Origin of the sequence: Leclercia sp. TB492, from assembly GCF_049974505.2 — a bacterium.
GTDB classification, from domain to species: Bacteria; Pseudomonadota; Gammaproteobacteria; order Enterobacterales; family Enterobacteriaceae; genus Enterobacter; species Enterobacter adecarboxylatus_C.
This window is the reverse complement of the sequence record NZ_CM127572.1, coordinates 4,437,254-4,455,882: the sequence shown is the minus strand read 5'-3', so window position 1 is coordinate 4,455,882 and position 18,629 is coordinate 4,437,254. Positions and strand designations below refer to the sequence as shown.

Annotated in this window: 13 protein-coding genes and 1 pseudogene; 7 read left to right on the top strand and 7 right to left on the bottom strand. The window is 56.8% G+C overall.

From position 1 onward, the window contains the following. Positions 1-151 precede the first annotated feature (151 nt). From hmsP to ACP4QI_RS21165, 3 genes and pseudogenes are all read left to right on the top strand, one after another. Positions 152-2,158, top strand: a complete 2,007-nt coding sequence (gene hmsP, locus ACP4QI_RS21175) for a biofilm formation regulator HmsP (RefSeq protein WP_231313465.1) — start codon at positions 152-154, stop codon at positions 2,156-2,158. 158 nt (positions 2,159-2,316) lie between these two features. Continuing rightward, complete coding sequence (gene dctA / locus ACP4QI_RS21170; RefSeq protein WP_142487480.1) at positions 2,317-3,603, top strand: C4-dicarboxylate transporter DctC; 1,287 nt, start codon at positions 2,317-2,319, stop codon at positions 3,601-3,603. A gap of 225 nt (positions 3,604-3,828) precedes the next feature. After that, positions 3,829-5,247: pseudogene (locus ACP4QI_RS21165) on the top strand (M16 family metallopeptidase); the annotation flags it as partial. A 96-nt stretch (positions 5,248-5,343) separates the two neighbouring features. Here the strand turns inward: ACP4QI_RS21165 and ACP4QI_RS21160 are convergent. Continuing rightward, positions 5,344-6,273, bottom strand: coding sequence for a sugar kinase (locus ACP4QI_RS21160; protein WP_426495888.1), 930 nt, complete (start codon positions 6,271-6,273; stop codon positions 5,344-5,346). Between the two features lie 232 nt (positions 6,274-6,505). Between ACP4QI_RS21160 and pdeH the strand changes: the two genes are divergently transcribed. Then, a complete protein-coding gene (gene pdeH / locus ACP4QI_RS21155) occupies positions 6,506-7,276 on the top strand; it encodes a cyclic-guanylate-specific phosphodiesterase (protein ID WP_142487477.1) in 771 nt (256 codons plus the stop codon). Positions 7,277-7,393: 117 nt separating this feature from the next. Next, positions 7,394-9,436, top strand: coding sequence for an AsmA family protein (locus ACP4QI_RS21150; protein WP_285112445.1), 2,043 nt, complete (start codon positions 7,394-7,396; stop codon positions 9,434-9,436). Positions 9,437-9,517: 81 nt separating this feature from the next. On the opposite strand, the gene ACP4QI_RS21145 is transcribed toward ACP4QI_RS21150, so the two are convergent. From ACP4QI_RS21145 to ACP4QI_RS21135, 3 genes are all read right to left on the bottom strand, one after another. Further along, on the bottom strand, positions 9,518-10,840 hold the full coding sequence (locus ACP4QI_RS21145; RefSeq protein WP_142487475.1) for an MFS transporter: 1,323 nt from the start codon (positions 10,838-10,840) through the stop codon (positions 9,518-9,520). A 272-nt stretch (positions 10,841-11,112) separates the two neighbouring features. After that, positions 11,113-12,153: an inner membrane protein YhjD gene (gene yhjD, locus ACP4QI_RS21140; protein WP_231313469.1), complete on the bottom strand. Its 1,041-nt coding sequence runs from the start codon at positions 12,151-12,153 to the stop codon at positions 11,113-11,115. Between the two features lie 51 nt (positions 12,154-12,204). Continuing rightward, positions 12,205-13,104, bottom strand: a complete 900-nt coding sequence (locus ACP4QI_RS21135) for a LysR family transcriptional regulator (RefSeq protein WP_285129028.1) — start codon at positions 13,102-13,104, stop codon at positions 12,205-12,207. A 119-nt stretch (positions 13,105-13,223) separates the two neighbouring features. Between ACP4QI_RS21135 and ACP4QI_RS21130 the strand changes: the two genes are divergently transcribed. Next, entirely contained in the window at positions 13,224-13,982 is a 759-nt protein-coding gene (locus tag ACP4QI_RS21130) for an SDR family NAD(P)-dependent oxidoreductase (RefSeq protein ID WP_426495887.1), read from the top strand. Positions 13,983-14,014: 32 nt separating this feature from the next. Here ACP4QI_RS21130 and ACP4QI_RS21125 read toward each other — a convergent pair whose 3' ends face one another. Further along, a complete protein-coding gene (locus ACP4QI_RS21125) occupies positions 14,015-14,542 on the bottom strand; it encodes a GNAT family N-acetyltransferase (protein WP_426495886.1) in 528 nt (175 codons plus the stop codon). Positions 14,543-14,693: 151 nt separating this feature from the next. Here ACP4QI_RS21125 and ACP4QI_RS21120 point away from each other — a divergent pair, with 151 nt between their 5' ends. Further along, complete coding sequence (locus ACP4QI_RS21120) at positions 14,694-16,289, top strand: STY4199 family HEPN domain-containing protein (protein WP_426495885.1); 1,596 nt, start codon at positions 14,694-14,696, stop codon at positions 16,287-16,289. A 12-nt stretch (positions 16,290-16,301) separates the two neighbouring features. Here the strand turns inward: ACP4QI_RS21120 and ACP4QI_RS21115 are convergent, their stop codons facing one another. After that, entirely contained in the window at positions 16,302-17,951 is a 1,650-nt protein-coding gene (locus ACP4QI_RS21115; RefSeq protein ID WP_142487468.1) for an alpha,alpha-trehalase, read from the bottom strand. 329 nt (positions 17,952-18,280) lie between these two features. Then, on the bottom strand, positions 18,281-18,496 hold the full coding sequence (locus ACP4QI_RS21110) for a monooxygenase (RefSeq protein ID WP_426495884.1): 216 nt from the start codon (positions 18,494-18,496) through the stop codon (positions 18,281-18,283). Positions 18,497-18,629 lie beyond the last annotated feature (133 nt).

The following is an 18,629-nucleotide window of genomic DNA, read 5'->3' as shown; positions in this document are numbered from 1 at the left end:
AACAACCGCTCCACACCCTGTGCGGAGCGGGAACCAGAATAATCCCTAAACGGTTGGTTACACTCTCTTAAATACATCACGATAAGGTATACTCTGAAAGCAGCGGGGTAACAGTTGATTAACCTGCGTTTCGCGTTTCTGGAGATTCATTTTGCGTGTCAGCCGCTCTTTAACTATCAAACAAATGGCGATGGTGACTGCCGTCACTATGGTGTTTGTTTTTGTCTTTTGCGTCATTTTGCTGTTTCATGCCATTCAGCAGAATCGCTACAACACGGCTTCGCAACTCGAAAGTATTGCCCGCTCAATCCGTGAGCCCCTTTCTGCGGCCATTCTTAAGGGCGACATTCCCCAGGCGGAATCCATTATTAAGAGCATCAGGCCGGCAGGCGTCGTCAGCCAGGCCGATGTGGTGCTGCCCAATCAGTTTCAGGCGCTGCGCATGAACTTTATTCCGGAGCGTCCGGTACCGGTGATGGTGAAGCGCCTGTTTGAGTTGCCGGTACAAATCTCGCTGCCGGTCTATTCCCTGCAGCGTCCGGCGAACCCGCAGCCGCTGGCGTATCTGGTGCTGCAATCGGACTCATGGCGAATGTACAAATTCGTGATCAGTTGGGTCTCAACGTTGGTAACCACTTACTTATTGTTGACGCTGATGCTCACCGTGGCGCTGACCTGGTGCATCAACCGGCTGATCGTCCACCCGCTGCGCCGGATTGCCCGCGAGCTGGATACCCTTTCGCCGCAGCAGCAGATCGGGCATCAGCTACCCGTCCCTCGTCTGCATCATGACGACGAAATTGGCATGCTGGTACGCAGCTACAATCTGAATCAGCAGCGCATGATGCGCCAGCATGAAGAGCTCAACCACAACGCCACCCGCTTCGCAGTGTCGGATCTGCCCAACAAGGCATTTCTGATGGCGTTGCTGGAGCAGGCGGTGAAACGCCAGCAGACTACCGCACTGATGGTGGTGGCCTGTGAAACCCTGCAGGACACCGCTGGTGTGCTGAAGGAGAGCCAGCGGGAAATGGTGTTGCTGACGCTGGTCGAAAAGCTCAAATCCGTACTGGCACCACGGATGGTGCTGACCCAGGTAAGCGCCTATGACTTTGTGATTATCGCCAATGGCGTCAAAGAACCGTGGCACGCCATTACGCTGGGTCAGCAAGTACTCACTGTTATAAATGAACGGTTGCCGGTACAGGGGATCCAGCTGCGCCCGAGCGCCAGTATCGGCATCGCCATGTTTAACGGCAACCTGACCGGCGAGCAGCTCTACCGCCGGGCATTCTCTGCCGCATTTACTGCCCGGCAGAAAGGAAAGAACCAGATCCAGTTCTTCGAACCGGAGCAGATGGAGAAGGCGCAGCAGCGGCTCTCAGAAGAGAACGATATTCTGACCGCGCTGGATCACAACCACTTCGCTATCTGGCTACAGCCACAGGTGGATCTGCATACCGGCAAGGTAAGGAGTGCTGAAGCGCTGCTGCGGATGCGCCAGGCCGATGGCAGCTGGGAGCTCCCGGAAGGGCTGATCGACCGCATTGAGAACTGCGGTCTGATTGTGACCGTAGGTCACTGGGTGCTGGAGGAGTCCTGCCGTTTGCTGTCAGCCTGGCAGTCGCGGGGAATAATGATGCCATTGTCGGTTAACCTGTCGGCATTACAGCTGATGCACCCGAACATGGTCCCGGAGCTGCTGGAGATGATCGGTCGCTACCGCATCCAGCCTGATACCCTGATACTGGAAGTGACCGAGAGCCGTCGGATCGACGATCCTAACGAAGCCGTGGCGATACTCCGCCCGCTACGTAATGCCGGCGTGCGCATTGCGCTGGACGATTTTGGCATGGGGTACGCCGGGCTGCGTCAACTCCAGCATATGAAAACCCTGCCGGTAGACGTGCTGAAAATCGATAAGGCCTTTGTCGAGGAGCTGCCTGACGACAGCAGCATGGTGGAGGCGATTATCCAGATGGCGCACAGCCTGAAGCTGGAGATTATCGCCGAGGGTGTCGAGACCGACGCTCAGCGACGCTGGCTGGCTGATGCCGGGGTGGAGTGCGGACAGGGATTTTTGTTTGCTAAAGCCGTTCCAGGCGATGTTTTTGAAAGCCGTTACCTTCACCAGAATGACAATCACACAGTTGAATGAAATGTTGCTGGCTTGTGCGAGCCAGCTCAAGTTTCTTAACATTTGTGTTTCAAATTCAGCCTGAGCTTCTATTTGTCCTGATTATTGGGTGCTATTTTAAGGCCGCAGGTGAGCAGTAACCCTACACTGCCTGCGGTTTTTCTTCCCAAGGACATCTTATGAAAACCTCTCTCTTCAGAAGTCTTTATTTTCAGGTCTTAACCGCCATCGCCATCGGTATTCTGCTTGGCCATTACTACCCTGAATTAGGCGCCCAAATGAAACCGCTTGGCGATGCCTTCGTTAAGCTGATTAAGATGGTGATCGCTCCGGTTATATTTTGTACCGTCGTGACCGGCATCGCAGGCATGGAAAGCATGAAAGCCGTGGGCCGCACGGGTGCGGTTGCGCTTCTCTATTTTGAAGTGGTCAGCACCCTCGCGCTGATCATCGGCCTGATCATTGTGAACGTGGTTCAGCCAGGCGCGGGTATGAACGTTGACCCCTCGACGCTGGATGCGAAAGCGGTGGCGGTCTACGCCGAGCAGGCGAAGGATCAGGGCGTGGTCGCCTTCCTGCTGGATGTGATCCCCGGCAGCGTGATTGGCGCCTTCGCCAGCGGCAACATCCTGCAGGTGCTGTTGTTCGCCGTGATGTTTGGCTTCGCTCTGCATCGCCTCGGCAGCAAAGGCCAGCTGATTTTCAACGTGATTGAAAGCTTCTCGCAGGTCATCTTCGGCATTATCAACATGATTATGCGCCTGGCACCGATCGGGGCCTTCGGGGCGATGGCCTTTACCATCGGCAAATATGGCGTTGGCACCCTGGTGCAGCTCGGCCAGCTGATCATCTGCTTCTATATTACCTGTATCCTGTTTGTGGTGGTGGTGCTGGGCAGTATTGCGCGTGCCACAGGCTTCAACATCTTTAAGTTCATCCGCTATATTCGTGAAGAGCTGCTGATCGTGCTGGGTACTTCCTCGTCCGAATCGGCTTTGCCGCGCATGCTCGACAAGATGGAGAAGCTGGGCTGTCGTAAATCGGTGGTGGGGCTGGTTATCCCGACCGGTTACTCCTTTAACCTTGATGGCACCTCGATCTACCTGACGATGGCGGCGGTGTTTATCGCTCAGGCCACCAACAGCCATATGGATATCTTCCATCAGATCACGCTGCTGGTGGTGCTTCTGCTCTCCTCGAAAGGCGCAGCAGGGGTGACGGGCAGCGGCTTTATCGTGCTGGCAGCCACCATCTCTGCGGTAGGGCACCTGCCGGTGGCCGGGCTGGCGCTGATCCTCGGTATCGATCGCTTTATGTCTGAAGCCCGCGCGCTGACCAACCTGGTGGGTAACGGCGTGGCGACCATCGTGGTGGCGAAGTGGGTGAAAGAGCTGGACCACAAAAAACTCGACGATACGCTGAATAATCGTGCGCCAGACGGCAAAACACAGGGTTTGTCCTCCTAAAATCTTCTCTCTGGCCCGCATTCCCTTGTCGGGGTGCGGGCTCCTGCGCATAATGGCCCTGAATACTTGTCATAATCGGACAAGATTTATTTCGGGTATATTTCACTTCTTGCCGTGACGTTTCGCTTCACGCGCGGTCTAATCGGAGTGTTTTGAACATCATCTTTAGAGTGCGACAGGGCGTGTGGCACTCTTTATAACCAGGAATGTTGATCAGGGGTTCACATGCAGGGCACAAAAATTCGACTCTTAACCGGCGGTTTGCTCATGATGGCAGCAGCCAGTTACGTGCAGGCTGACGCGCTCCAGCCGGACCCGGCCTGGCAACAGGGTACGCTGGCGAACGGTTTTCAGTGGCAGGTTTTAGCCACACCACAACGCCCCAGCGACCGCATTGAAATCCGCCTTTCCGTCAATACCGGCTCCCTGACCGAGAGTACGCAACAGAGCGGTTTCAGCCATTTTCTTCCCCGTCTGGCGCTGACCCAAAGCGGCAGCCTGCAGGCCGTACAGGTTCGTTCACTGTGGCAACAGGGTATTGACCCTAAGCGTCCTTTGCCGCCTGCCGTTGTCTCCTATGACTACACCATGTTTAACCTCAGCCTGCCAAACAACCGTAACGATCTGCTCAAAGAGGCGTTGACCTGGCTGTCCGATACCGCCGGTAGCGTCTCGATTACGCCTGATACCGTGAATTATGCCCTGAGCAACAGCGATATGGTGGCGACCTGGCCCGCGGATACCAAAGAGGGCTGGTGGCGCTATCGCCTGAAAGGCTCTGCGCTGCTGGGCCACGATCCGGCGGAGCCGCTGAAACAACCGGTTGATATCGAGCAGGTCAAATCGTTCTACCAGACCTGGTACACCCCGGACGCCATGACCCTGATTGTGGTCGGCAACATTGATAGCCGCTCGGTGATCGAGCAGATCAGCAAAACCTTTGGCGAGCTGAAGGGCAAACGCAGTACCCCTGCGCCGGTACCCACCCTGTCGCCGCTGCGTGCAGAGCCGGTCAGCATCATGACCGATGCCGTGCGTCAGGAGCGACTCTCTATTATGTGGGACAGCCCGTGGCAGCCGATTCGCGAATCTGCCGCGCTGCTGCGTTACTGGCGCGCCGATTTAGCCCGTGAGGCGCTGTTCTGGCACGTTCAGCAAACCCTGAGCAAGAACAACGCCAAAGACATTGGTCTGGGCTTTGATTGCCGGGTGCTGTTCCAGCGCGCCCAGTGCGCCATTAACGTGGAGTCGCCGGGCGACAAGCTGAACGCCAATATGGCGGTGGTCGCCAAAGAGCTGGCGAAGGTGCGTGAGAACGGCCTGAGCGAAGAGGAGTTCAACGCGCTGGTGGCGCAGAAAAACCTCGAGCTGCAAAAACTGTTCGCCACCTATGCCCGGACCGATACCGATATTCTGATCAGCCAGCGTATTCGCTCGCTGCAAAACCAGGTGGTGGATATCGCGCCGGAGCAGTATCAGAAACTGCGTCAGGACTTCCTTAACAGCCTGACCGCAGAGATGCTGAGCCAGGATCTGCGTCAGCAGCTTTCACAGGATATGTCGCTGATTCTGATGCAGCCGAAAGGCGAGCCGGAATACAACATGAAGGATCTGCAGGCGACGTGGGATGGGATTATGGCACCCGCGAAATAAAAGCAAAAAGGCAACGTAAGTTGCCTTTTTTAATGTTTGCTCCCTCAGACTAAAGGAGAGGGTTGGGACGAGGGCACCAGACCGCAGTTATGCAGGCATCGCCTCACGCGGGATGATCGCGCCGCGATACTGAATCACCGTGCTGGCGGTCAGGTGGCCGCGCTGCGCTGCCGCTTCCGGGGTTCCGCCCGTCAGACGCACCGCAAGATAACCGGCGCTGAAGGAGTCACCCGCCGCGGTGGTATCAATCACTTTCTCTTTCGCCAGCTTCACCGCAGGCACGTCAACAACCGCTTCCCCGGCAACCGCCACCAGGCAGGAGTCTGCCCCGCGCTTAATCACGACTTCAGATACACCAGCAGCCTGAGTACGGGCGATCACCTCATCAACCGGCTTTTCGCCCCACAGGGCATCTTCGTCATCGAGGGTTAAGAAGGCGATATCGGTGCATTCAAGCATGCGGGTATAAACCTGCTGCGTCTCTTCGCGGCTGGCCCACAGGCGTGGACGGTAGTTATTGTCGAAAATCACCTTTCCGCCGTTGGCGCGGCATTCGCGCAGCAGGGAGAAGAGTTTTTCACGGCTGTTTGGGCTGAGGATCGCCAGGCTGATGCCGCTCAGGTAGAGATAGTCAAAGTGGGCCAGCGTTTCGCAGATGCGATCGGCGCTGTCGCTCTCCAGCCAGAATTTGGCGGCGGCTTCGTTACGCCAGTAGTAGAAGGTGCGCTCGCCGGTGCTGTCGGTCTCAATGTAATAGAGACCCGGCAGGCGGTTTTCCATCCGCTGGGTCAGAGAGATATCAACGTTTTCACTCTGCCAGGCGTCCAGCATCTGCTGGCTGAAATTATCCATGCCCAGGGCAGTCACATAGTTGACCGCCAGCGCATCAGCATCAACCTGACGGGCAATATACACCGAGGTGTTTAAGGTATCGCCACCAAAGCCACGGTTCACTTCCGCGCCTTTCTGGGACAGTTCGATCATACATTCGCCGATCACGGCAATTTTCTTAGACATAGTCGTGAACCTGAACAGTTAAATTAGCGCTAGTGTGCGCTGCAGCCCGAGAGTGGTCAACTGTATTAAAACGACGTTCCATTATTTTTTTGAACCCGGACAAGTTTCGGGGGAGTTTCAGATCCCAGATTTTAATATTCGTCCGCAACCGAACATAAAGTTCTCTTAGCCCGGGCCGATAATCCTTTGACCAGTCCCGACAGGCTCTTCCCTATTCAACAGGATATCTGAAATGAAGTTAAGGCAGGACATCCAGCTGCTGAGCATCCCTGAGGCAAGTATTGAGAACTTGCAGGAACATCGCTACTGGCTGCAATGTCAGCGTGCTTATACTTATCAGCCCATTTACCGCACCGACGGTAAACTGATGGCGATCGAGATCCTGACCGTCGTGACCCATCCCTCCAACCCGGCACAGCGGATCGCCCCGGATCGCTATTTTGCGGAACTGCCGGTGCGCCACCGCCTGGATATCCTTGAAGAGCAGCTCAGCATGCTGACGGCAAAACAGGACTTCTTCGCCGACAACAGCATTCTGGCCTCGGTCAACGTTGATGGTCCAACCCTGCTGGCGGTGCGTCAGGATGAGAGCCTGCAGAAGCTGATTCAACAGCTGCCGTGGCTGCGCTTTGAGCTGGTGGAGCACGTGCGTCTGCCGCAGGACTCCTCGTTTGCCACCATGTGCGAATTTGGCCCCCTGTGGCTGGACGACTTTGGCACCGGCATGGCGAACTTCTCCGCCCTGAGCGAAGTGCGTTACGACTACATCAAAGTGGCGCGGGACCTGTTCATTATGCTGCGTCAGACCCCGGAAGGCCGCAACCTGTTCACGCTGTTATTACAGCTCATGAACCGCTACTGCCAGGGCGTGATTGTCGAAGGTGTCGAGACGCTGGAAGAGTGGCGCGATGTGCAAAACTCACCCGCCGCCGCCGCGCAGGGCTATTTCCTTTCCCGTCCGGTACCGATGGAGACGCTCGACAACGTTATCATCACTCTGTAATCCCTGGCTGCTTCCCATAATAGCGCGTGGTTAACGCGTTATTACCGGACGCTGCCGCCCCTTTTTTGCTTGTCTGAACTATATTCATGACTGGCAAGGTAAAAAGGGAAATATGGGATGACAAAAACAGCGAAGATTATCACCTGGTCCGGGGGGGTCTTCTTGTTGCTGATTGTGGTGCTTATTGTCGTGATCGCGACATTTGACTGGAACCGCCTCAAACCGACCATCAACCAGAAAGTCTCGACTGAACTCAACCGTCCATTCGCCATTCGCGGCGATCTGGGCGTTGTATGGGAGCGCCAGAAGGGCGAAACGGGCTGGCGCAGCTGGGTCCCATGGCCACACGTGCATGCCGACGACGTTATTCTCGGCAACCCACCCGATATTCCTGAAATCACTATGGTGCATCTGCCGCGCGTCGAAGCCACGCTGGCCCCGCTGTCGCTGCTGACCAAAACGGTCTATCTGCCGTGGATCAAACTCCAGAAGCCCGATGCCCGGCTGATCCGCCTGTCGGAAAAGACCAACAACTGGACCTTTGATTTCGCCGAAAGCGAAGACAAAGAGGCCGCAGCTAAACCCTCGTCCTGGTCGTTCCGTCTCGACAACATTATTTTCGATCGCGGGCGCGTCACCATTGACGATACGGTGAGCAAAGCCAACCTCGAAATCTTCGTCGATCCGCTGGGTAAAGCGCTGCCTTTTAGCGAAGTCACCGGCGCGAAGGGCAAAGATGATAAAGGCAAAGTGGGCGATTACGTCTTTGGCCTGAAAGCCGAGGGGCGTTACAACGATCAGCCTCTGAAAGGTAGCGGCAAAATTGGCGGCATGCTGGCCCTGCGCAGCGAAGGCACTCCCTTCCCGGTGCAGGCCGATTTCCGCTCCGGCAACACCCGGGTGGCCTTTGTCGGCACGGTGAGCGATCCCATGAAGATGGGCGGGGTCGATTTGCGCCTCAAATTCTCCGGGGATTCGCTGGGCGAGCTGTACGAACTGACCGGGGTACTGCTCCCGGATACCCCACCGTTTGAAACCGACGGCCATCTGGTGGCAAAAATCGACCCTGAAAAATCGTCCGTCTATGACTACCGCGACTTCAATGGCCGGATCGGTGACAGCGATATTCATGGCTCGCTGACCTACAGCACCGGTAAACCACGGCCGAAGCTGGAAGGCGACATGGAGTCCCGGCAGCTGAGGCTGGCCGATCTGGGGCCGCTGATTGGCGTTGACTCCGGCAAAGGCACCAAGGCGCAGAAGGTGAGAAAGGAGGCACCGCCGTCAGGGAAAGTGCTGCCTAACGACCGCTTCGAAACCGATAAATGGGATGTGATGGATGCCGACGTGCGCTTCAAGGGGCGTCGAATCGAGCATGGCAGCAGCCTGCCGCTCAGCGATCTCTCGACCCATATCATTCTCAAAAATGCTGACCTGCAGCTGAAGCCGCTGAAATTTGGCATGGCGGGCGGGACGATCTCGGCCAACATCAAGCTGGAAGGTGACAAGAAACCGATGCGCGGCCAGGCGGAGATCCAGGCCCGCCGGCTGAAGCTTAAACAGCTGATGCCCGATGTGGAGCTGATGCAAAAAACCCTCGGGGAGATGAACGGCGATGCGACCATCCGTGGCACGGGTAACTCCGTGGCGGCCCTGCTGGGCAACGGTAACGGTAACCTGAAGCTGCTGATGAACGATGGGCTGGTCAGCCGCAACCTGATGGAGATCCTCGGGCTTAACGTTGGCAACTTCCTGGTCGGGCAGATTTTTGGTGACGATGAGGTGAGGGTCAACTGTGCGGCGGCCAATATCGACCTGGTCAACGGCGTTGCCCGTCCGCAGATCTTTGCTTTTGATACTGAAAATGCGGTGATCAATATTACCGGCACGGCCAGCATGGCTTCTGAGCAGCTGGATCTGACGATTAACCCTGAAAGTAAAGGCATTCGCATCGTGACGCTGCGCTCGCCGTTGTACGTACGCGGTAGCTTTAAAGATCCGGATGCGGGAGTGAAGGCGGGGCCGTTGATTGCGCGTGGTGCGGTGGCTGCGGCGCTGGCAACGCTGGTGACGCCAGCGGCAGCACTGCTGGCGCTCATTTCCCCGTCAGAGGGGCAGGCCAATCAGTGTCAGGTGATTCTGTCGCAGATGAAGAAATAGAGCGGGGATTTGCCCGGCGGCGTATTGCTTGCCGGGCCTGGGTGTTATTCACCCTCTCCCTTTGGGAGAGGGTAGTTTGAATTACAATGATTGATGGCGGGTCTCGTGGGTCAGCAGCAGGGCAATCAGCGTCAGCGCCGCCATTGCCGCCAGGTAGAACCCGACATACGCCAGACCGTAGTTCGCCTGCAGCCAGGTGGCGATATACGGCGCTACAGAGGCCCCCAGAATCGAGGAGACGTTATAGGAGAATGACGCTCCGGTATAACGTACTTCGGTTGGGAACAGCTCTGGCAGCAGCGCACCCATCGGACCGAACGTCAGCCCCATCAGGCTCAGACCAATCAGCAGATAAGCCATCACCAGCGCCGGGTTACCGGAACCCAGCAGCGGCGGGAAGACGAACAGCGCAAACAGAATGATCAGTGAAGTGATAACGATCATGCTCGGGCGACGACCAAAGCGGTCAGCCAGCAGCCCTGCAATCGGCACCATCACGCCAAAACCAATCACCGCCATCATCAGCATCCACAGCACTTCGTTACGCGGCAGACCCAGACCCACAGGCGCAGCGGTGGTGCTGAAGGTCATGGAGTAGACGGTCATGATGTAGAACAGCGTATAGGTCGCCAGCATGATGAAGGTACCGAGCACCGTCACGCGGACGTGTTTGGTCAGCAGCGTGCCGAGCGGGATTTTTACCTGTTTCTTCGCGGCGGCCACTTTGGCGAACACCGGGGTCTCATGCAGGGAGACGCGCACATACAGGCCGATCAGCACCAGCACCGCCGAGAAGATAAACGGAATACGCCAGCCCCAGGTCATGAACTGCTCGTCGGTCAGCAGCCAGGAGAGCAGCAGGAAGGTGCCGTTGGCAAAGAAGAAGCCAATCGGCGCGCCCAGCTGCGGGAAGGAGCCGTACAGCGCGCGCTTGCGCGGTGGCGCATTCTCGGTGGCCAGCAGCGCCGCGCCGCCCCATTCACCGCCCAGACCCAGACCCTGACCAAAACGGGCTAGCGCCAGCAGCAGCGGAGCCAGAATACCGATGGTTTCGTAGGTCGGCAGCAGGCCGATGGCGACGGTAGAGATCCCCATGGTCAGCAGCGAGGCGACCAGCGTCACCTTACGCCCGACGCGATCGCCGAAGTGGCCGAACAGCGCTGAACCAATAGGACGTGCGATAAAGGCGATGGCGAAGGTCGCCAGCGACTGCAGGGTAGCCGCCGTCGGGTCGCCCTGCGGGAAGAAGATATGCGGGAAAACGATGACCGCAGCGGTCGCGTAAATATAGAAGTCGAAGAATTCGATGGCGGTGCCAATCAGCGATGCGACGACGACTTTATTGCGCGAGTTAACCGGGGCGTTTTCCTGCTCTGAATTGAGTGTTGTGGCTGTGGCTTGCATAAACTTTTCTTATTTTTGGCGAACGAAAGGCCATATTACGCACAGCAAAAGCGACATTTCAATCTGTAACAAACGCAGCGAATGGCGAAAAAGCCGGCAAAAAGTGAATAATTTTCAGACCTGGAAATTCACATCTATGAAATGCTTCACAGAAATTAATACTTAGAGGATAAAACTGGTTTTTGGTTAAATAAAAGTTACAGGCTGGATTTATATGCTGAAATGATGAATCGGGCTGAAATATTGCATTCTTATCCAGCCCGATGAGGTGCTTAACGGTGTGTTTTGCCGGGCATTCTCCGGTCATCCGGGTACTGGGCGGTGGCGATCCACGCCGCGCAGAACAGCGTCAGCCTGGCGAAGAAGTAGAAGAAGGCCATCAACCCCAGCACGGAGCCGAATGCCGCCCCGGATGGAGAAGACACCAGCGACGGAAGGGTGTAGGTCATGACAATTTTGATCACCTCAAAACCAATCGCGGCAATGAAGGTGCCGCGGATCAGCGCTTTTCGCCGCGGCCGGTGGCGCGGCAGACGCCAGAAGATCCAGAAGAACAGCAGATAGTTCGCCAGCATCGAGATCGCCAGCCCCACCAGATGCCAGACGGGCTTCAGCCACTCGATGGTATCGAGATAAAGCGCAGAGATAATCATCTCCTGCGCTGCGCCTGCCGCAGAGGTGATGGAGAGGGTGATAATCAGCGCCACCAGCAGGCCAATCAGCGAAACGAAATCGCGGAAATACTTGATCCAGATTTTCTCCTCATCCTGCGGTTTACGCTCCCAGACGTCACGCGACTGGGCGCGGATCGCTTCCCGCAGGTTGCCCATCCAGTTAATGCCGGAGTAGAGCGCCACAAACAGCCCGACAATCCCCACGGTGGTACGCTGCTGTACGGCGGTGCTGATGGTGCTTTTAAGGGTGGCCGCCAGCGTTGGATCGCTGACGTTCTGCAGAATTTTACCGAAGATGTCCTGCAGCAGGGTCGGGTGCGACACCAGAATGAAACCCGCCGCGGCAAAAGAGAGCATCAGGATGGGGATCATCGACAAAAATGAGAAGTAGGTGATCGCCGCGCCAAACTGATTGCCCAGTCGATCGTTAAACCGCTCGGTGGCACGCAGCAGGTGGGCAATGACCGGCTGCTGCTGAATCAGCTGGAAGGCGTCCTTCGCTTTGTCCAGCAGGCTCCCCGTTTTACGTATAGAGGTGACTTTAGGTTCAGCCGGCGGAGGCGGACTGTTTTCCAGTTTTTTAATCGGTTCGAAGTCCAGATCATGGGTGGGGCGTTGCTCACTATTTTCCGGCGTCACGCGCACTTTCCTTATTGATTAGCGGGAGGTCCTTAAAATTATAGCCTGCACTCAGTCAACGTACGCTTTCATGATATCCGTGAGCCAGGCCATAAACAGATGCACCCGGCGGGAGAGGTTGCGGCGGTGGGGATAGATGAGCGACACCGGCATCGGTCGGGCGCGGTACTGCGGCAGGATCTCCAGCAGCTTTTTGGTGCGCAGCGCGTCACGCACGCCTACCCGCGGTGCCTGAATAATCCCCAGCCCGGCGAGTGCCGAAGCGTTATAAGTCTCGGTAGTGTTGACCGTCAACACGCCGCCGGTTTTAACCCAGTGGCTCGCCTCGCCGTCGTAGTATTCGAAACCCTGTGATCGGGTGCCAGGGTGCGCCGCGTAGTGCACCACCGCATGGGAGGCTAAATCCTCCAGCCCGTCGGGATAGCCGAAACGCGACAGATAATCGGGGCTGGCGCAGTTGATTACCGACAGCCTGCCAAGCGGTCGGGCAATTAAGCCGGAATCCTTCAGGGTGCCAACGCGCACCACGCAGTCGAACCCTTCCCGCACCACATCCACCAGCCGGTCGCTGCTGCTCAGCTCCAGTTCTATGCCGGGATACTGTTGTAGAAAAAGCGGCAGGCGAGGGATGACTAAATTTCGCGCAACGCTTACGGGCATATCCACCCGCAGTCTTCCGCTGACGCTGGCAGGGTCGTGCAAAAAAAGACCATCCAGTTCATCCATGTTGGTCAGCAGATCTTTGGCCCGCTCGTAATAGACCATTCCGTCCTGAGTCAGGCTGACGCGCCGCGTGGTGCGGTGCAGCAGCCGGGTGCCAAGCCCGTTCTCCAGGGCCTGGATCTGACGGGATACGCTACCTTTAGGAAGGCCCATCAAGTCTGCTGCCCGGGAAAAACTCTCCAGTTCAGCGACGCGAATGAACAACTGCATTGCCTGAATTTTATCCATAGGGAGCACTCATTGTTGTTGGATATGAAACAGTGAAGCGTTGCTAGCCATATTTATTGATTTTCTATCACCTAATAAGCTCTTTCTCAATCACCACCACAGCCGAAACGAGGTTTCTTATGACTGAACGTATTGCATTAGTGACTGGCGGCAGCCGCGGGCTCGGTAAAAACGCTGCGCTGAAGCTGGCAGACAAAGGTGTCGGGATCCTCCTGACCTGGAACCGTAGCCAGCAGGAGGCGCTCGAAGTTGTGCGCGAAATTGAGCTAAAAGGGGTAAAGGCGGCGGCATTGCAGCTGAACGTCGGGGAAGTTGCCAGCTTCGACGCCTTTACCGGACAGGTGAGGGAAACACTGCATTCGGTATGGCAGCGCAACAGCTTCGATTATTTGTTGAACAACGCAGGCGTGGGTTTATACGCCCCTTATGTTGAGACCACCGAAGCGCAGTTTGATGAGGTGATGAACATCCATTTCAAGGGCCCCTTCTTCCTGACGCAGTGCCTGTTACCCTTGATAAAAAACGGCGGGCGGATCCTGAATGTCTCCTCCGGTCTGGCACGTATCACCCTGCCGGGCTCGAGCACCTACGCGGCGATGAAAGGGGCGATGGAAGTGCTTACCCGCTATCAGGCAAAAGAGCTGGGGGCGCGTGGGATCACGGCCAATATTATTGCTCCCGGCGCCATTGAAACTGACTTTGGCGGCGGGCGCGTGCGCGATAACAAGGAGTTGAACCAGCACATTGCTTCACAGACGGCGCTGGGGCGCGTCGGGCTGCCGGACGACATTGGCGATGCGATTGCGGCCCTGCTCAGCGACGAGCTTGGCTGGATGAATGCGCAGCGGATTGAACTCTCCGGGGGAATGTTTCTGTAACCTGGTGCCGGGGAGGGATCCCCGCGGCACCCTTAGCGGTACTCTTTCTTTAACAGCCCAAACAGCCAGTCGTTGTGCCACTGGCCTGCCAGCCAGTAGCTTTCGCGCAGTTCCCCTTCCAGCACAAATCCCACCTTTTCCAGCAGGCGTTTCGAGGCCACGTTGCCCGCCGTCACCGTGGCGGTTAAGCGGCGAATGCCTCCCTGGCCGAAGGCGTAATCGCACACCGCCTGTAAGGACTCAAAGCCGTAGCCTTTTCCCTGAGCCAGGGGAGCAAACAAGAATCCCACTTCGGCGCAATCCTCATCATGATGAATATACCCGGTGACCCCGAGCGGCATCTGGCTGGTGTTATCGCACACCACCAGGCACAGCCAGCGATCGCTGCCCGGCGACCATGCCGGCAGACGCGCATCAAAAGCCTCGCGAATGGCCTCCTCCGGGCGGGCTTCGGCCACGTAGCGCATCACATCGGGGTGCTGCTGAAGCGAGAGAAAAAAGGGCCAGTCTCCTTCCTGCAGCGGGGAGCAGGTTAAACGCGGGGTGTGCAATACAGGCATGCCAGGTCTCCTGAACTTTTGTAAATGATTTTAACATTATCACTGAAATAGTGACCGTTATCGGTTATGTTTAATCTGGTATAACCACTTGAAAAAAGACCGCTCTCCGACAGCTGCCTCTGCATATGTGCGCAGCACGTAAAGGAAAATGATGACCCTCAGTAAATCGCACCTGATCCGCGAGCAGTTTGAACGCTGTCTGGGAATTATTCGTCAGGCCTCCGTGGAAATTCTGCTCCTGTTAAAGGTACACGTTGCCGAAGGCAAAGATCCCCGTTGGTTCCTTGAGCAGCTCGATTCCGCCAGGCTGGCGCTGGGGGGCTGGGCGAGGGTGGCAAAGCAGCTCAACCTGAACGATGCGGAACTGTCGCAGTTCACGTTACAGCTGCGGCTGTTACAGCAGCGAGTGCCGCAGTATGAAAGTGGACAGGATGTAAGCGACAACCAGCTGATCGCCGCGACGCGCTTTGTGACGGCGCTTGAACATTTGCGTCTGCAGCAGCCGCTGCTGACCTACAGTACGGAAATGGGCCCCAGCGATGAGCTACGTCAGCAGCTCGCACAAAAGCAGGTGCGGGCGCTGGAGCTGATGATTAAAGGGCTGATTATGCAGGCGTGGCCGGATCCGACGCGCCTGAATAATCACCTGAAAACCCTGTTCAGCGCCGATCGGGTGCGCGGCTGGCTGCGGCAGGGGGAACGTAATGACGCACTCGGCGGCATGATGTTCAGCGAGCTGGCCCTGATGCTGGTGGATAAAAAAGAGTATTCCCGCTCCTACTCGGCGCTGTTCAGCGATCCGTCTCTGCTGACGCTGATGGTGGAGCCGCGTAAAACGCTCCAGTCCTTTCTTGATGATATCCGCCTGATCCGCAACAACATCATTGCCAGCCAGCCGCTGACCTCAGCGCAGACGTTGCTGCTGGATAACTACTATGCCCAGATCGCCGGTCCCGTGCAGCGGGCATTTGAAGAGGGCCGCACCGCCGTCAACCCGGCCGGGCTGATGGCTGAAGGCGTTCACGAGCTGAATCTCTTCTGGGAGAACGCGCGCAAAAAAAATAAAGCCACCGGCGACGATATTTTTGAGGTGCGCGACACCATCGATAAACCGAACCGTCGGCCTGCGCGCACTCCGGAGCAGCGCGATTACCTGATTTCCGTCGTGCTATGGGGTGCGGTTGGGGTCATGGTGATGGGGATGATGATGATGGGCACCTGGCTGTTAATTGAAAGCAGCGCCCCGACCCAGGCGGCCAGTACCGTAGCGCCCGTGAAGGCAGTGGTGGAAGAGATGCGCGAGACGCCTTCCTCCCGCGAAACGCTGACGCGGATGGGTGTCACCTGGGATGAGAATAACTTCCGCGCGGCGATAGACCGCAACGATACACGGGTGGCACTGTTGTTCCTGAAAGCGGGGATGAACTGGAAACTCTCCTGGACGGAGCATGCGCTCTCCGTCGGCCATCGCGAGGTACTGGAGGTCCTGATGCGCTATCGTCTGCAAATGGCGCAGCCAAAGCCCTGTCGGCAGTTTATTACCAACCTCGGCCATGCGATGTCAGCAGGGCAACCGCTGACGGGCCTGCGTAAGGAGTATCTCCAGGCATTTTGTACCGTCCCGGCGGTGGTTGAACGTCAGCGACGCGAGATGGATCAGGCGAAGCGGCGGGCACAAGCACAGCCGAACGAAAGCACTAAAAAATGGCAGTCGATCCAGACGGCCATTTATGAAGTGATTCGCTGAGAGGTCGGGGAGTTACGGCTCCCCATACAGGCCAATCAGGCGGCGAACCACGCCGTTGGTCCAGCCAAACCCGTCCTGCAGGGGGTACTCACCCCCGCCCCCTTCGCGAGGCTGGCTGCTGGCGATGTGGTACTTCTCAATCAGCTTGTAGTGCGTCTTGTAGAAATGGTTAACCGTCTGCAGCCAGCTCCAGGCGATTTCATCCCCCAGCGAGTCGTTGCCGTACTGCTTGAAGCCCTGGATTGCCATCCACTGCAATGGCGCCCAGCCGTTGGGTTTATCCCACTGCTCGCCGGTTTCGTACTCGGTAGCCAGAATACCGCCCGGCGTCAGCAGGCGGGCTTTTACGGCATCCGACAGACGTTCAGCCTGCTCGTGGGTGGCCATACCGACGTACAGCGGCACAATGCTGGCGGCAGAAAAGAGCGCCAGTGCCTCCCGGCGCCAGTCGTAATCGCGATAGCAGCCGTTTTCCTCATCCCACAAATAGCGGTTTACCGCCGCGCGACGATCGCTCGCCTTCTGGCGGAAGATCTCTGCCGTCTCTTTGTCCCCCTTCGAGGCCGAGATATTGGCGATGGCGCTCTCCAGCTTGAACAGGAAGGCGTTGAGATCGATTGGGATAAACTGGGTGGTGCGAATACTCGCCAGCCGGCTCGGATCCCGCAGCCAGCGCGAGGAGTAGTCCCAGCCGGAAGCGGCCCCGGCGCGCAGATCGCGATAAACCTCGTTAGGCGGACGACCGGAGTGGCGGGCGGTTTCAACGTCCTCTATCCAGGATTCGTCCCGCGGAGTGTCGCGGTCATCCCAATAGCGGTTAAGCAGAGAGCCATCCGGCATGCGCACCGCGCTGCGGTAGGCCTGGTTGAGCAGCAGCGACTCCGCGCCGTCCATCCAGAAGGCATACTCCATTTTCAGGTGATCCAGATAGCGCTTGGCGCCGCGCACGCCGTCCTCTTCAAACAGCTCAACCATCAGGGCAAAAACCGGCGGCTGAGAGCGGCTCAGATAGTAGGTACGGTTGCCATTGGGAATATGGCCGTAGCGTTCAATCATCCACGCAAAGTTATCCGCCATGCACTTAAGCATGTCGTGGCGTCCGCTTTCGGCCAGCCCCAGCATGGTGAAATAGGAGTCCCAGTAGTAGGTTTCGCTGAATCGCCCGCCGGGCACAATATAGGCCTGCGGCAGCGCCAGCAGCGACGACCAGGGGATGTGATCCTGGGGCTCACGGGTCAGCACCGGCCACAGGTTGTCGATATGTTCCTTGAGCGAGAGGGACGGATCGGAAACATACTCGCTCGACAGGACTTCCGGCAGCCAGAAGTGATTCTCCACAAACTGGCGCAGATTGAAGTCCCGGTGACGTCTTACCTTACGGTAGCGGATGAGGATATCGAGCGGATCCATTTTTGGTGCGCAGTCGGGGAAAGTTTTGCTGTCGGCAAACAGTCGCGTCGACTGCACATGCTCAAAGAGCTCAAGGTAGCGATCGGCAGGGGTGAGCGCATCGGATGCGGGCAGCCCTTCAATCATTTCAGGTTCCGGCTCCGCCTCGAGCATTTCATCCAGTTTTAACTCGCAGGGATCGATTTCGTAGAGAAGTTCTTGTTCTATATCGAACTCTACGGTCTCTACAGTGCGTATATTCTGGTTGAACATGGTGGTCAGGACCTCCGGTTAGCGTTGTCTCGGGTCTGGTTTTATCCGGTTGCCTACTAAGCTTAGACATTCGCTTCGGTCTGTGAAGAGGTATATGTGCGGTAGATCACATTTTACTGGAAGAGAAAAACCGGCACTGCGGGTGGCATGTTGATGTTATTACAGGCAATAAACAGCCGATCCAGCAGTGCGGAGGCGATCTAAAATTCGGATCATTCGCTTTGCGACAGAGTATGAATCAGAGGGCTTTTGCCAGAGAGTACGGTGACGCAGCGTTAATGCGCCTGCCGTGGATCGCCAGTCAGTTTCTCCGTTTTTTGCTTCGTCTCTTAGCTCTGATTCAGGGCATTGCTGGCCGCTTTTTCCGCATGCGCCGCGCTATAGGCCGCCAGATGCGAAACCACGATAGCGTAAATACTCATCAGCGAGACCCAGAGGATACTGTTTTTCCACCATAGCAGGGTGGGTATGGTTAACATCGCCCAGACAAGGGCAAGAATCAGGTGGAATTTAGCCAGGCTTTTTGCGTTGATCTTCACTTGCATTATGTTTTCTCTAACCTTAAATAATCGATCCAGATAAGCAATTAATACTTTTTAAGGTTAGCCAGGTCTGCCGCCGTTTCCGGTGAATTTTGTTACCGTTTGTACAGCCGGGCTGAGGGGGCATAAAAAAACC